This window comes from Streptomyces sp. NPDC048590, from assembly GCF_043199535.1.
GTDB lineage: Bacteria > Actinomycetota > Actinomycetes > Streptomycetales > Streptomycetaceae > Streptomyces.
In genome coordinates, this window is the sequence record NZ_JBICWC010000002.1 from 240,645 (window position 1) to 255,989 (window position 15,345).

Here is a 15,345-nt window from a genome sequence, read left to right on the forward strand (position 1 = left end):
CACCGCCGTTCCAAGCGGGCCGGTCTCGCGCAACAGAAGGAGTCGCACATGTTCGCTCGCAGAACCTCGGGTCTGGCCGGTGCCGTGGCACTCGCCCTGGCCCTCACAGCCTGCGGGTCCTCGGACAGCGATTCGTCGGACAAGGCCAAGGAGAAGGAGGAGACCACCCGCGAGTTCACCGTGGGCAAGGAGAAGGTCTCCATCCCCGCCCACCCCGAGCGCATCGTGGCCACCGGATACGCCGTGCCCACCCTCATCGAGTCCGACGCCCCGCTGGTCGGCATCTCGTCGTGGAAGCGCGGCGAGCCGATGATGGACACCGAGGAGAAGGCCACCTACGACAAGCTGCCCAAGGTCGCCGGTGAGCTCGCCTCCGAGACCAACTACGAGGCGATAGCCGAGGCCGAGCCGGACCTCATCATCCTGGGTGTGCCGATCCCCGTGCTCGGCGACATCGACATGAAGCGTCTGAAGTCGATCGCCCCGGTCGTCGCGGTCGGCCCGATGGTGCCCTCCGAGTGGCGTGAGGTGTCCCGCCAGCACGCCGACGCCGCCGGCGTCCTGAAGAACTACGAGAAGTCGCAGGGCGAGTACGAGACCAAGGCCGCCGGGCTCAAGACGAAGTACGCCGACGCCCTCAAGGGACTGAAGTTCGGCCACGTCGGCTCCTACGGCGACACCTCCAAGGGCACCTTCCAGCGTGAGTTCAACGGCTCCTGGGGCACCAACGCCGCCCAGGACGTCGGCGCGGACTACGTCGGCAAGCCCAAGAACCCGGGCCCCGGCTCCAAGTCGGTCAGTGAGTACCCCTCCATGGAGGAACTGCCGGACTCCCTCGGCACGTCGGACGTCATCACCTACTCCGTCAACGCCGACGGCAGTGTCCCCGACGCAGTTCAGGCCGTCCTCGACTCCAAGCTGTGGAAGAACCTGCCGGCCGTGAAGAACAAGCAGGCCTTCCCGATCGCGTTCACCGAGGCAGCCACCTACGGCGACGCTATGAAGACCCTTGACGCGATCGACAAGTCGCTCGCACCGCTGCTGAACAAGTGACCACCATGGACCGTTCCGTCGAGAAGCCTGCGGACCGCCGGACCCTGCCGCGGGCGACTGCGCTCCTCGGCGGACTGGTCCTGCTGGTCGCCGTCGCCGTGCTCAGCCTCGGAGTGGGCGCCCATGAGGTGCCCCCCGGGGAAGTACTCCGGGCACTGTTCCACTACGACGGCAGCGTCGACGACCACGTGATCGTGCGTGACGTCCGGCTGCCGCGTGCGGTACTGGCGACGGCGGTCGGCGCCGCCCTGGCCACAGCCGGGGCACTGATCCAGACCCTGGCCCGCAACCCGCTGGCCGAGCCCGGCGTCCTCGGGGTCACCGCGGGGGCCGGCTTCGCCGTCACCCTCGGCGCGGGCCTCGGCATCGCCGCCGGTCAGGGCGGACAACTGCTCTGCGCGATCGCGGGTTCCGTCGTCGCCGCCCTCCTCGTGGCGGCGGTGGGACGGAGCTCGCCCCTGCGGCTGGTGCTCACCGGGACCGCCCTCACCGCGGTACTCAGCGGAGTCGCCCTGGGGATGCGGCTGATGGACCCCGACACCTTCGACACGTACCGGTACTGGTCGGTGGGAACCCTGGCGGGGCGGGAGCAGGAACCCCTGACCCTGCCCCTGCTCGGCATCGCGATCTGTCTGGCGGTGGCACTGGCGATGAGCCGGGGCCTGAACGCGCTGAGCATGGGGGAGGACGTCGCCCGCACCCTCGGTGTGGACGTGATCCGCGTCCGCGCGGTCACCCTGGTGGTGATCACCGTCCTGTGCGGTGCCGCCACCGCCGTGGCCGGACCGATCCTCTTCGTCGGACTGATCGTCCCGCACCTGGTCCGCAGGATCGCCCAGGGATCGGTGCCCTGGCTGCTGGCCCTCTCGGTGGTACTCGGCCCCGTCCTCCTGCTGGTCGCGGACTCCGCGGCCCGCGTACTCCTTCCCACCGGTGAGGTGCCGGTGGCGATCGTCACCGCCTTCCTGGGGGGCCCGATGCTGATCTGGACCGTGCGCAAGTACGGGGCGGGGGCACTGTGAGCGACACGTACGTACCCCGGGTGGTGGCCCGTCACCTCCCCGGCCTCCGGGTGGAGCGGCGCCCCCTGCTGGTCTCCGTCTGCCTGATCGCCCTGATGGCCGCCCTCGGCCTCACCGGACTGTGCTACGGAGCCTCCTGGTCCACCCCGGCCGAGGTGTTCGCCGCACTCACCGGCACCGACCCCTCCGTGGCCATCACCGAGTGGCGGCTGCCCCGGGTCACGGCCGGCCTGGTCTTCGGGGCGGCTCTCGGCGTGTCCGGTGCCCTGTTCCAGAACCTGACCCGCAACCCGCTGGGCAGCCCCGACGTCATCGGCCTGGACTCCGGCGCCTACACCGGAGCCCTGTTCGCGATCTACGCGCTCGCCGGAACCTCCGCCCAGCTGGCCCTGTTCTCGGTGATCGGCGGGCTGGTCGCCACCCTGGTGGTGTACCTGCTCTCCTTCGACCGCGGCTTCTCCGGAATGCGCCTGGTCGTCATCGGTATCGCGGTCAACGCGATGGTCACCGCCTTCAACTCGTGGATCGTGCTCCGCGCCGACACCGACGTGGCCATCGCCGCGGTGGGCTGGAGCGCGGGCTCCCTCAACGGCGTCGACTGGGACGACCTGACCATCCCCTTCTGGGTCATCGGCCTGCTGTTCGTGGTGATCTCCCTGCGGACCCGCGCCATGCACCAGACCCAGCTCGGGGACTCCCTCGCGGTCACCACCGGCGTCGGGCTCGGGCGGCTCCGCCTTCTGATGGTCCTGGTCGGCGTCGGCTGCACGGCGACCGTCACCGCGGTAGCCGGGCCGATCGTCTTCATCGCGCTGGCCGCCCCGCAGATCGGCCGGCGCCTCACCGGCTCGCCCGGAGTGCCGCTGCTCCCGGCCGCTCTGACCGGTGCCGTCCTGCTGCAGGGCGCGGACCTGCTCGCCCAGGCGCTGCTGGCGCCCCAGGCCCTCCCCGTCGGCGTGGTGAGTACCGCGGTCGGCGGCTGTTATCTGATCTGGCTGCTGACCAAGGAGGTGAGGCGCGCATGAGCGCACGCCTGACCGCGCGGGACATCACCCTGCGCTACGGCGACCGTGTGGTGTCCACACGGCTCAGCCTCGACATACCCGACGGCTCCTTCACCGCCGTCGTGGGCCCCAACGCCTGCGGGAAGTCCACCCTCCTGCGGTCCTTCGTCCGCCTGCTGCGCCCCACCGAGGGCCAGGTCGAGCTGGACGGCCGGGCCGTCGGCTCGTACCACTCGAAGGAACTCGCCCGGCAGGTCGGATTCCTGCCGCAGGATCCGCTCGCGCCGGAGGACGTCAAGGTCCGCCAGCTGGTGGCCCGGGGCCGCTTCCCCCACCAGTCCCTGCTCTCGCTCCGCTCGGAACAGGACGAGAACGCCGTACGCGACGCCATGGCGGCGGCCGGTGTCACCGAGCTGGCGGACCGGCCCGTACAGGAACTCTCCGGCGGTCAGCGGCAGCGCGTCTGGATCGCCATGGCACTGGCTCAGGAGACCCCCTACCTGCTCCTCGACGAGCCGACCTCCTTCCTCGACATCACCCACCAGTACCAACTGCTGCACCTGCTCGCCCGGTTGCGGGACGAAGGTCGCACCATCGTCGCCGTACTGCACGACATCAACCAGGCCTGCCGCTTCGCCGACCACCTCGTCGCCATGCGAGACGGGGAAGTGGTGGCCGAGGGACGACCCGCGGACATCGTGGACGCCGCATTGATCAAGGAGGTGTTCGAGCTGCCGAGCGTCATCGTTCCCGACCCGGTCGCCGGCACCCCGATGGTCGTCCCCACCCTGCAAGGAGAATGAGTTGACCACCCCACACGTCCCCGTCGACCGACTGCTGCCCCTGACCGGTGCCCAGCTGGGCATCTGGAACGCCCAGCGTCTCGAACCCGACTCCCCGTACTACGTGGTCGGCGACGTCGTGGAGATCTCCGGCCAGGAACCGGTGGATGCCGAGGCCGTGGCCGAGGCTGTCCGCGCCACCACCCAGGAGGCCGAGAGCCTGCGCCTGCGCGTGCACGAGACGCAGGACGGTCCGCGCCAGTCGGTCAGCGAGGAACCGGTGCGGCTTCCCCGCGTCATCGACCTGAGCGACCGGGAGGACCCTGCCGCCGAGGCGGAGGAACTGGTCGCGGCCGAACGCGCCCGGGCCGCGGAGCACTGCCGGGAGATGACCGAGCGGTCCCTCTACACACCGGTCGTCATCCGGCTGTCGGACACCGAGGTCTGGTACACCCAGCTCGGCCACCACCTCGTCTTCGACGGCTACAGCGGTGCCATGGTCGCCCGCCGGACCGCCGCCCACTACACCGCCCTCGTCCGCGGCACCGACGTCGCGCCGTGCGCCTTCGGCACCATGGAGGCCCTGGTCGCCGCGGACCGTGAGTACCGCGACAGCGAGCGGGCGCAACGCGACCGGGCGTACTGGGTGGACCGCTTCACCCCGCTGCCCGAGCTCGGCGAAGCGGCGGCACCCGTCGCACCGTCCGGCAGTTCACTGGTCGCCCGGGTGGAACTGGGCCCGGAGGAGATGGCACGCCTCCACACCTTCGCCAAGGAGGAGAACGTCACCTGGGGCGAGGCGATGATCGCCTGCTACGCCGCCTTCCTCCACCGGGTGACCGGCGACGACGAGGTCGTCTTCGCCCTGCCGATGATGTGCCGCACCGCCGGGGTGGAACTGCGCACCCCCTCGATGGGTGTCAACGTGCTCCCCGTGCGCGCCCGTGTCGCTCCCGCCGACACCCTCGCCGGTCTGACCCGGCGCATCGCCCGGATCCTGCGCGAGATGCGCAAGCACCAGCGCTACCGGGGCGAGGACCTGCCGCGTGACCTCGCCGTCCCGGGTGCGGGCGCCCTGCTGCACGGCAGGGGCATCAACCTCAAGGCCTTCGACCTCACGATGGACTTCGCCGGTGCGCACGGAGTGATGCGCAACGTGGCCGGCGGTCCGCCCGAGGACATGGGCCTGTCGGTACTGCCCACTGCCGGCGGAGGACTCCTCCTCGGCTTCGAGGTGGACGCCCGGGACAACGACCAGTCCACCGTGGACGCCAAGCTGGAAGGCCTGCGCGCCCTGCTGACCGGGCTGGCCGACGGACAGCCGGTGGGCCGCATCTCCATGAACCCGGCAGGGGCCCCGGCCGAGTGGGCCCCGCAGGCCCTGCCGGGCACCCCTGTGTCCGTACCCGAGGCCCTCGACGCGGTGGCAGCCGCAGACCCCGGAAGCACGGCCCTGGTCTGCGGCGACGACCGCCTGACCGCCGCTGAACTGGCCACCCGGGTACACCGGGTGGCACGCGCCCTGCGCGCCCGCGGAGTCGGCTCCGAGGACGTGGTGGCACTCGCCCTGCCCCGCTCCGCCGAGATGGTCGTCGCACTGCTCGCCGTGCTCGACGCCGGAGCCGCCTTCCTGCCCCTCGACGCCGCCTACCCCGCCGAACGGCTGCGGGCCCTCGTCGAGGACACCCGCCCCGCCCTCGTCGTCACCTCCGGCGAGCGGGCCGCGATCGCCGGAACCGACTGGAGGACGCTGCTGGACGAGGCGGACGGCCTCCCCGGCGCACCGCTGGAACCCGCCGAGCTCTCCGCCCCGTACCACCCCGAGCAGCTCGCCTACGTGATCCACACCTCCGGCTCCTCCGGCCGCCCCAAGGGCGTACTGGGCCGGTCGGGCGGGCTCGCCTCCCTGCTGCACCACCAGCGGTCCACCGTCGTCGCGGAGGCCGAGCGTTCCGCGGGCCGGCGACTGCGGGTCGCCCACACGTACTCCTTCGCCTTCGACTCGGCATTCGACCACCTGGTCTGGCTGCTCTGCGGACACGAACTCCACGTCTACGACGCCGAGACCGTCCGCGACGCCGACCTGCTGCTCGCCGCCTACGCTCGCGACGGCATCGACATCGTCGACACAACCCCCTCGATGGCGGCACCGCTGATCGACGGCGGACTGCTGGACCTCGGGCCGGCGCTCCTGGTGCTCGGCGGCGAGGCCACCCCCGCCGCCCTCTGGCAGCGGATCACCGCGGCCGGGGTCAACGCCCGCAACATGTACGGGCCCACCGAGGCCACCGTCGACGCCGCGACCGCCGTCCTGTCCGGCACGGAGCCGACCATCGGGCACCCCCTCGCGGGGACCAGGGTCCACGTACTGGACCACGCCCTGCAGCCCGTCCCCGCGGGTGCGGCAGGCGAGCTCCACCTCGCGGGCCCCCACCTGGCCCGCGGATACCTCGGCATGCCCGGCACCACGGCGGAACGCTTCGTCGCCGACCCCTACGGTCCGCCCGGCTCCCGGATGTACCGCACCGGCGACCTCGCCCGCTGGGTCCCCGGACGCGGGCTCGACTACCTCGGCCGCGCCGACGGCCAGGTCAAGGTCCGCGGTCACCGCGTGGAGATCGGCGAGGTCGAGTCCGCCCTAGCCGCGCTGGACGGCGTCACCGCCGCAGGCGCCGACGTCCGCTCCTCGCGCCTGATCGGCTACGTGGTCCCCGCCGCCGGTGCGGCGGTCACCCCGGACGGCGTACGTACCGCCCTGTCCGAGCGGCTGCCCGAACACCTGGTGCCCGCCGCGGTGGTGGTCCTCGAAGCACTGCCCCTGACCCCCAACGGCAAGCTCGACCGTGCCGCCCTCCCCGCCCCCGCGACGGCGGGCGGCGGACGGGAGGCACGCACCGAGAAGGAACGCGTGCTCTGCCAGGTGCTCGCCGAGGTCTTCGAGGCCGAACGGGTCGGCGTCGACGACGACTTCTTCGCCCTCGGCGGAGACAGCATCACCGCCATCACCGTCAGCAGCCGGCTGCGGGCCGCCGGCCTCGAACTGCGCCCCAGGGACCTGCTGGCCCGCCGCACCTTCGCCGCGCTCGCCGCGTCCGCCACCGAGTCGGCCGCCGCCGAGCCCGCCGACGAGCCGAGCGGGCCGGTCACCGCCCCACCCATCGTCCGCCAGCTCCTCGACCCCCACCCCGACGTGGACACGGTCGCGAGCTACGCACAGTGGACCTCACTGAGCGTCGGAGAGGTCTCGCTCGGCGACCTCACCTCCGGGGTACGCACCCTCCTGGACCACCAGGACGCGCTGCGCCTGGCCGCGGGCGAATCCGGCACCGAGGTGCTGCCCCGCGGCACGGTCGCCGCCAGGGTCACAGAGGTCCACGGCGAGGACGCCGAGACCGTCGCCGGGCGGCTGGCAGGCGAACTCGACCCGCGCCGCGGCGACCTGCTGCGTGCCGCCCTGGTCCGTACGGCGGTTGGACAGCCCGACGAGGTGGTCGTGGTCATCCACCACCTGGCCGTCGACGGGGTGTCCTGGCGCATCATCGTCCCCGACCTCGAAGCGGCCTGCACCGGCGGGAAGCCGGAGCCGGTCGGCGCCTCCTGGCGCCGGCACGCCGAACTCCTCGCCGATCGCGGCCGGACCGGCGCCTGCCGCGGTGAACTCACCCACTGGCAGTCGGTCCTGGACTCCGCGACCCGGCTGGGCGCCCGTACCCTCGACCCGGCCCTGGACACCGTCGCCACCGCCCACCGCTCGGTCACCCACGCCTCCCCGGCCGTCACCGGGGCCCTGCTGTCCACCCTGCCCGCCGCCTACCGGGCCGGCGTGGACGAGGTGCTGCTCGCGGCGCTCGCTCTCGCCCTGCGCGAGACCGGCGACCACGACGCAGTCGCCGTCACCCTGGAGTCGCACGGCCGCGAGGACCTCGACCTCTCCCGCACCGTCGGCTGGTTCACCAGTGAGTACCCGGTACGGACAGCCACCACCGGTGGCCTCGCGGACGTCCTGCGCGCCGCCAAGGAGGCCAAGCGCCAGTCGCCCGGCAACGGCCTCGGCTACGGGATCCTGCGCCACCTGGACCCGGAAGGCGCCTCCCTCGCCGCCGTTCCCGCCCCGGACGTCCTGCTGAACTACCTGGGCCGCTTCACCACGCCCTCGGGCGAGGGCTGGCGGCTGCCGGAGCAGGAGGCGTTCTCCGTCATCGAACCCGGCGCCAAGTCCCTCGAACAGGTGCTTGCCCTCAACTGCTTCGTTCTCGAGGAGGACGAGCCCCGCCTCGCCGTCGAGTGGACCGCGGCCGGCCGGGTACTGGACAGTGCCGCGCTCGCCCGCCTCCAGCAGGCCTGGGACCGCGCCCTGGAGACCCTGGCCGAGCACGCCGAGCACGCCACCGGCGGGCTCACCCCCTCCGACCTGCCGTTCGTCCGGCTCGGCCAGGACACCATCAACGCCCTGGAGAGCCGGGGCAGCGTGCAGGACGTCTGGCCCGCCACCTCGCTTCAGGTCGGCCTCTCCTTCCACACCCTGGTACGCGACGAGGACGACACCGACGTGTACGTCGTCCAGGCGGTCACCACCCTCGAAGGCGACCTGGACCCCGCCCGTATGGCCGAGGCGGCGAAGGAACTGCTGCGCCGCCACCCCTCGCTCAGGATCCACATCGCCTCGGTCGGCGACGACGTGGTCCAGGTGGTACCCGCCGAGGTCGCGGTGGACTGGCGGCAGGACGACGACTTCGAGACCGCCGCACGCGAGGAGCTGGCGAGGCCCTTCGACCCCGCCACCCCGCCGCTGATCCGCTTCCTGCTCTCCCGCACCGGCCCGCAGACGCACAAGCTGGCCATCACCAACCACCACGCGCTCCTCGACGGCTGGTCCATGCCGCTGGTCGGCCGTGCCCTGCTCGGCCTCTACGCCGAACTCGGCGGCGGCCCCGCCGTCCCCCCGGCCGCCGACCTGGCCGAGTACTACCGCTGGCTGGACGCCCGCGACCGCGACGCCTCCCAGGAGGCATGGCGGCAGGCGCTGGAAGGGGTGGACGGGGCGACCCGGCTCGCCCCCGCCACCGTCGGCGCCACGGTGGAGCGCCCCGAACGGATCTCGGTCGACCTCGGCAAGGAGTTCAGCGAGGAGCTCCGCGCCTTCGCCCGCGACGAGGGCGTCACCCTGACCACGGTCCTCCAGACCGCCTGGGGTCTCCTCCTCGGCCGGCTCACCGGACGCACCGACGTGGTGTTCGGCGGACCCGTCTCCGGACGGCCCGCCGAGGTCGAGGGCGTCGAGTCGATGATCGGCCAGCTCGGCACCACCATCCCGGTCCGGGTACGCCACGACCAGGACCGGACCACCCGCGACCTCCTCGCCGAGGTGCACGCCGAGAGCGTCAGGCTCGCCGACCACCACCACCTCGGGCTGCCCGAGATCCAGCGCCTCGCCGGAGCCGGTGAACTCTTCGACACCATGCTGGTGATGGAGAACTTCCCGCTCTCCAGCCGCAAGCGCACCCCCTTCGCACCCGGCCTCGACCTGGCGGCGGTGGACATCACCGACGCCACCCACTACCCGCTCACCGTGATCGTGATCCCCGACGACGCCATCACCGTCGGCCTCGGCTACCAGCCGAGCGCGTTCAGCGAGACCCGGATACGCGACATCGGCCGCTGGCTCCACCACCTGCTGCGGGAGATCGTCCGAGACCCCCGGCGGCCCGCCCTGGCCCTCCCCGTGCTCGAACCGGAGGAGCGGGAGCGGATGCTGCACACCGGCACCCGGTACCTCCCCACCCGCGAGTACGGTCCCTGGCTCGACATCTTCGCCTCCTGGGTCAGTCGCAAGCCGTCGGCCGAGGCACTGGTCTGCCGCGACCGCAGCCTCACCTACGAGGAACTCGACCGGCAGGCCAACCGTCTCGCCCACGCGCTGCGCGCGCGGGGGGTGCGTCCGCAGGACCCCGTCGCGGTACTCCTCGGCCGTGACGTGGAGATGACCGTGGCGCTCTTCGGGGTCGCCAAGGCGGGCGCGGTCTACGTGCCGATGGACCCGAGCTACCCCGCCGACCGGCTGGCGTACATGCTGGACGACATAGCCCCGGCCGCCGCCGTCACCACCGGTGCACAACTGCCCGTGGAGCGTGGGATACCCGTACTGCGGCTCGACGACCCGGCCACCCTCGACGGCGTCCCGGACACCGACCCGGCCGAGGCCCGCGCCGGACTCACCGAGGACTCCCTGGCCTACGTCATCTACACCTCGGGAACCACCGGGCGCCCCAAGGGAGTCGGGGTCACCCACCGCGGTGTGCCCGATCTGGTCGCGCTGCAGGAGGAGGTCGTCGGCATCACCGAGAACGACCGTTACCTGCACTTCGCCACGACCGGCTTCGACGTGGCGTTCTGGCAGACCATGGTCCCGCTGCTCTCCGGCGGCACCTCGGTGATCGCCCCGGAGGAAGTACGCGTCCCCGGGGACGAACTCCTCGACTACATCGTCGAACACCGGGTGACCGGCGTGAACCTGCTGCCGTCCTTCCTGGCGGCCATGCCGGACGACCGCACCGTGGATCCCGACGTCCTCTTCGTCGTCGGCGCCGAACGGCTCGACCCCGAACTGGCCCGCCGCTGGGGCACGGGACGCCGCGCCCTGTTCAACGCGTACGGTCCCACCGAGGTCACCATCAACTCCGTCACCTGGACCTACGAGCAGGACGACGCGGGACCGCTGCCGATCGGCCGCCCCGACCCCAACGTCCGCGCCTATGTGCTCGACCGGGGTCTCCAGCCCGTCGGCACCGGTGTGACAGGTGAGCTCCACCTCGCCGGGCCCAGCCTCGCCCGGGGCTACCTCGGCCGTCCCGCGCTGACCGCGAGCGCCTTCGTGGCCGACCCCTTCGGGCCGCCCGGAGAGCGCATGTACCGTACCGGCGACCTCGTCCAGTGGCGCCCGGACGGCCAGATCGTCTTCCTCGGCCGGGTCGACCACCAGGTGAAGATCCGCGGATTCCGCGTCGAACTCGGCGAGATCGAGTCCGCGCTGACCCGGCACCCCGAGGTCCGTGCCAGCGCCGTGATCATGAGGGAGGGCCGGCTCGTCGGCTACCTGATCCCCGCGGACGGAGCCACCCCCGACGTCACCGAGGTCCGCGCCCAGATCGCCAGGGAACTGCCGGACCACATGGTTCCCACCGCCCTGGTGCTGATCGACCGGCTTCCGCTGAGCCCCAGCGGCAAGCTGGACGCCTCCGCACTGCCCGCCCCGGAGACCGCCGTTACCCGCCGCCGGGAGGCGGCGAACCCCGCCGAGGCCGTACTGCTGGCCGTCCTGCGGGAGATCCTCGGCAACGAGGACATCGGACCGGACGACGACTTCTTCGCCGTCGGCGGCGACAGCATCGTCTCCCTCCAGGTGGTCTCACGGGCCCGTCGCAAGGGGCTCGGACTGCGCGCCCGCGACGTCTTCGAGGGCGCCACGGTCGCCGGCATCGCCGCCCGCGCCCACACGCTCGGGGAGGCCGAGGCGCCGGCCGTCGGCGACGCCCCGCTCACCCCCGTGATGAGGGACCTGCTGGACCGCGCCGGAGAGGACGCCGACGGCTTCTGCCAGTGGCTCGAGATCAGCGTTCCCGCAGGCGGCGACGAGGAACGCTGGCTGCGCGTCCTCGACGCCGTGCTGGAGCGGCACGACGTACTCCGTGCCCACCTGGCGGGCGACATGCTCCGCATCCCGCCCGCCGGTACCGTGACCGCCGCCGAGGTGCTCCACCGGACCTCCGTGAGCGGGGAACTCCCCGTGGCGGAGACCCGCGCACTGATCGACGCCTGGCTCGCCGAGGCGCGCGCGGGCATGGCACCCGCCACTGGGCCGCTGCTGCGCGCCCTCTGGGTGGACGCGGGGCCGGACACCCCGGGCAGGCTCGTCCTGATCGCCCATCACCTCCTGGTGGACGGCGTCTCCTGGCGGATCCTGCTCGACGACCTCCAGCACGCCTACGAGGGCGGCACCCCCGCCCGGCACGGTCTGTCGTTCCTGGCCTGGGCGCGTTCCCTGCGTGAAGCCGACCGGCGGTCCGAACTGCCGCACTGGCGGCGGATCGAGCCCACCCCGGCTCTGGCGGCCCGGCCGCTCGACCCGGCCCGGGACACCGTCGCCACCGCGGTGCACCACGAGATCCTGCTGGACGCGGAGTCCACCCGCGCGCTCGTCACCACCCTGCCCGGCGCCCTGCGCGCCACACCCGACGCGGGCCTGCTCACGGCCCTCGCCCGGGCGGTACGCGCCTGGCGTGGCGACCAGAGGCTGCTGGTCGCCCTGGAGAGCCACGGCCGTCCCAGCCACGTGGACCTCTCACAGACCGTCGGCTGGTTCACCGCGATCCACCCCGTACTGCTCGACGCCGGGGACGACCCGGTGGCGGTGGGGGAGATGCTGCGCGCCCACGGAGACGGACTCGGCCACGGCATACTCACCACCGCGGGGCTGCTCGACCCGGTCCGCCCCGACGTCGCCTGGAACTACCTGGGCCGCTACGCGGGAGCCCCCGGCCAGGAGACCCCCTGGCAGTCACCGCCGGACGCCGGCCCGCTCGGCTCCGGAGCCACCGACGAACTCCCGCTCCCGTACGCCCTGACGGTCAACGCCCTGGTACGCGACGACCGGCTGGGCGTCCGCCTGACCTGGCCCTCCGAGCTGTTCACCGCCACGGAGATCGAGGAGCTCGCCGGTCACCTGGAGACCGCTCTGAGGGAGACCGCCGCGGACGCGGACGAACTCGTCTCGCTCGGTGACGGCCGCACGGTCGTGGAGGTGCAGGCGCTCTCCCCGCTGCAGGCGGTCATGCTGGACCACTCCCGCACCGAGCGCCCCGACCCCTACACCGTCCAGTCCTGCTTCTCCCTCGACGGAGCACTCGACGTGGACGCCCTCAGGGAGGCCGGAGCAGACCTGTTGGCCCGTCATCCGAACCTGGGGGCCGTGTTCCCCGGCGACCTCGGGCTCGTCCCGCGGACCGCGCGACCGGACTTCCGGGTCGTCGACGGACCGGCCGAGGACGCACTCGCCGCCGACCTCGCCGAAGGGTTCGACCTCGCCGCCGGGCCCCTCGTCCGGCTGACCGTGATCCGCCACGACCAGGACGGCTTCGACCTGGTCCTGACCACCCATCACGTCCTCTCCGACGGCTGGTCGGCGCCGAGGATCCTGGGCGAGCTCTTCGCCCACTACACCGCACGGCTGACGGGCGAGAAGGTGCAGATGCCGGAGCCGGTGCCGTTCACCCGGTACCTGGACTGGCGGGCGGCCAACCAGCCCGACCTCACCGCCTGGGCCGAGGCGCTGGCGGACCTCCCCGACGGCGACCACTTCGGTACGGGCGAGCCGGGCCCCGCCTGGCAGGAGCCCGCCGTCGCCTCCGTCGAACCCGAACTGGTCGCAGCGCTGGGGGAGCTGGCCGCCGAGCGTGGACTGACCCGCAACACCCTGGTCCAGGGCGCCTGGTCGGTCCTTCTCGCGCGCCACGCGGGCCGGACGGACGTCTGCTTCGGCGCCATGGTCGCCTGCCGGCCACCGGAGCTGGAGGGCGTCGAGGAGATCATCGGACTGCTGGCCAACACGGTGCCCGTACGGGCCCGGCTCACCGGTACCCTCGCCGGGACGCTGGCCGCCGTCCAGGACAGCCAGCGGAACCTGGTGGACGAGCAGCACGTCGACCTGTCCGAGCTGGAGCGGCTGACCGGCCGCCGACGGCTCTTCGACAGCATGGTCGTCTTCGAGAACTACCCGGTCGACCGCGACCGTCTGCGCGAACCCGCCCCCGGCCTGACCCTGGTCGGCACCCGCTTCCGCGAGGCCACCCACCACCCGGTCACCCTCACCGTGATGCCCGAGGGCGACGGCTGGATCTGCGTACTCGGCAACCGGACGGAAGCGGACACACAGGCGCTCGCCGAGGAGTTCCTCGGAATCCTCCGCTCCCTCGCCGCCCATCTCGACCAGGACGTCCGCACCCTGCTGGAGGGAGCATGAGCAAGCAGACCGCTCCGGCCGAGACCCCGCCGGTGAAGGTCGGCAAGGACCTGCTGCGCATCGCCTTCGTCCTGGTGCTCGGCACCTTCATGGCCACCCTGGACGCCACCATCGTCAACGTCGGAATCGACACCCTGGCCGGGGAGTTCGACGCCGACGTGGGGGACATCCAGTGGGTGGGCACCGCCTACCTGCTGGCCGTCGTCACCGCGGTGCCCGCCTCCGGCTGGCTCGCCGACCGCTTCGGCGGCCGGCGGGTCTGGCTGGCCGCCGTGGCCCTGTTCCTGGCCGGCTCGGCACTGTGCGCCCTGTCCTGGTCGGCGACGAGCCTCATCGTCTTCCGCGTGGTCCAGGGACTCGGCGGTGGGCTGCTCCCGCCGACCGGGCAGGCACTGCTCGCCCGGATCGCGGGCCCGTCCCGCATCGGGAAGGTGATCAGCGTCGTGGCCGTGGTGCCGCTGCTGTCCCCGGTGTTCGGTCCCGTGGCGGGCGGCGCGCTGCTCTCGGTGGCGTCCTGGGAGTGGCTGTTCCTGGTCAACCTGCCGATCGGGGCCGTCGCGATGCTGCTCGCGCGACGGTACGTGCCGGTGGTACCGCCCGCGTCGAAGGGCGTCCCCTTCGACGTGCGGGGAGCCCTGCTGCTCTCCCCGGGCCTCGCCGCACTCGTCTACGGGCTGACCGAGGCGGCCGACGGGCACCGGCTCCCCGCCGTTCTCGGCGCCGGCGCGGGGGTGCTGATGCTGGTCGCGTTCGTGGTACACGGACTGCGCACGCGAGGCACCCCGCTGATCGACCCGCGACTCTTCGCGCGTCCGCCGTTCGGCCCGGCCGCGCTCGCCCTGCTCGTCCTCGGCGCCTCGGTCTTCGGCACCGCCTTCCTGCTGCCCCTCTACCTGCAGACGGGCGAAGGACTGTCCGCCTGGGAGGCCGGGCTGATGATGGCGCCCCAGGGGGTGGGAGCGGCGGCGGGCTCCGTGCTGGTCACCCGGACCGTCAGCGCGGTGTCCCCCCGGGCCCTGGTCGTCAGCGGAGTCGGCCTCGTCCTCGCCGGTACCGTCCCGTTCACCCAGCTCGATCACGGGCTGCCGGACGCCGCGATGCTCGCATCCCTCGTGGTGCGCGGTTTCGGGATGGCCATGATCAGTGCCCCGTTGATGAACATCGTCTACAGCCGGATGGAGTCCGCGCACGTGGCCCGTGCCTCCGGTGCCCTCAACATGCTGAACACGGTCGGCGGTTCGCTCGGCACCGCCGCCCTGGCCGTGGTCCTGCAGAGCCGGCTCGACGCGCGGCACCAGGACGTCACCGCGGCGTTCTCCGACACCTTCTGGTGGGTGGTCGGTCTCGGACTGCTCGCCGCGGCCGGGACCACCCGGCTGCCCGGAACCCAAGCCACCGTGCGCGGATGACCCCGCCCCACACATGGGCCGAGCTGTGACGGCCCTGTCCCCGACGTCGGCGAGCGCAGC

At 72.6% G+C, this 15,345-nt stretch carries 6 protein-coding genes; all 6 read left to right on the forward strand.

The genetic code is table 11. The annotated features are described in order from the left end of the window. Positions 1-48: 48 nt before the first annotated feature. The 6 genes from ACGFNN_RS05565 to ACGFNN_RS05590 all read left to right on the forward strand — a co-directional run bounded on the left by ACGFNN_RS05565 (position 49) and on the right by ACGFNN_RS05590 (position 15,285). A complete protein-coding gene (locus ACGFNN_RS05565) occupies positions 49-1,053 on the forward strand; it encodes an ABC transporter substrate-binding protein (RefSeq protein ID WP_393553243.1) in 1,005 nt (334 codons plus the stop codon). A gap of 5 nt (positions 1,054-1,058) precedes the next feature. Further along, positions 1,059-2,075 (forward strand): FecCD family ABC transporter permease, encoded by a 1,017-nt coding sequence (locus ACGFNN_RS05570; RefSeq protein WP_393553245.1) that lies wholly within the window; start codon positions 1,059-1,061, stop codon positions 2,073-2,075. Between the two features lie 95 nt (positions 2,076-2,170). Continuing rightward, entirely contained in the window at positions 2,171-3,100 is a 930-nt protein-coding gene (locus ACGFNN_RS05575; protein WP_393554029.1) for a FecCD family ABC transporter permease, read from the forward strand. After that, a complete protein-coding gene (locus tag ACGFNN_RS05580) occupies positions 3,097-3,882 on the forward strand; it encodes an ABC transporter ATP-binding protein (protein ID WP_393553247.1) in 786 nt (261 codons plus the stop codon). Before ACGFNN_RS05575 ends, ACGFNN_RS05580 begins: the two co-directional genes overlap by 4 nt. Position 3,883: 1 nt before the next feature. Beyond that, complete coding sequence (locus ACGFNN_RS05585) at positions 3,884-13,876, forward strand: amino acid adenylation domain-containing protein (protein WP_393553249.1); 9,993 nt, start codon at positions 3,884-3,886, stop codon at positions 13,874-13,876. Beyond that, a complete protein-coding gene (locus ACGFNN_RS05590) occupies positions 13,873-15,285 on the forward strand; it encodes a DHA2 family efflux MFS transporter permease subunit (RefSeq protein ID WP_393553251.1) in 1,413 nt (470 codons plus the stop codon). Before ACGFNN_RS05585 ends, ACGFNN_RS05590 begins: the two co-directional genes overlap by 4 nt. Positions 15,286-15,345 lie beyond the last annotated feature (60 nt).

Coding starts and splice junctions, on each gene's coding strand:
- ACGFNN_RS05580 (WP_393553247.1), top strand. CDS start 3,097: ATGAGCGCACGCCTGACCGCGCGGGACATCACCCTGCGCTACGGCGAC.
- ACGFNN_RS05570 (WP_393553245.1), top strand. CDS start 1,059: ATGGACCGTTCCGTCGAGAAGCCTGCGGACCGCCGGACCCTGCCGCGG.
- ACGFNN_RS05590 (WP_393553251.1), top strand. CDS start 13,873: ATGAGCAAGCAGACCGCTCCGGCCGAGACCCCGCCGGTGAAGGTCGGC.
- ACGFNN_RS05575 (WP_393554029.1), top strand. CDS start 2,171: ATGGCCGCCCTCGGCCTCACCGGACTGTGCTACGGAGCCTCCTGGTCC.
- ACGFNN_RS05565 (WP_393553243.1), top strand. CDS start 49: ATGTTCGCTCGCAGAACCTCGGGTCTGGCCGGTGCCGTGGCACTCGCC.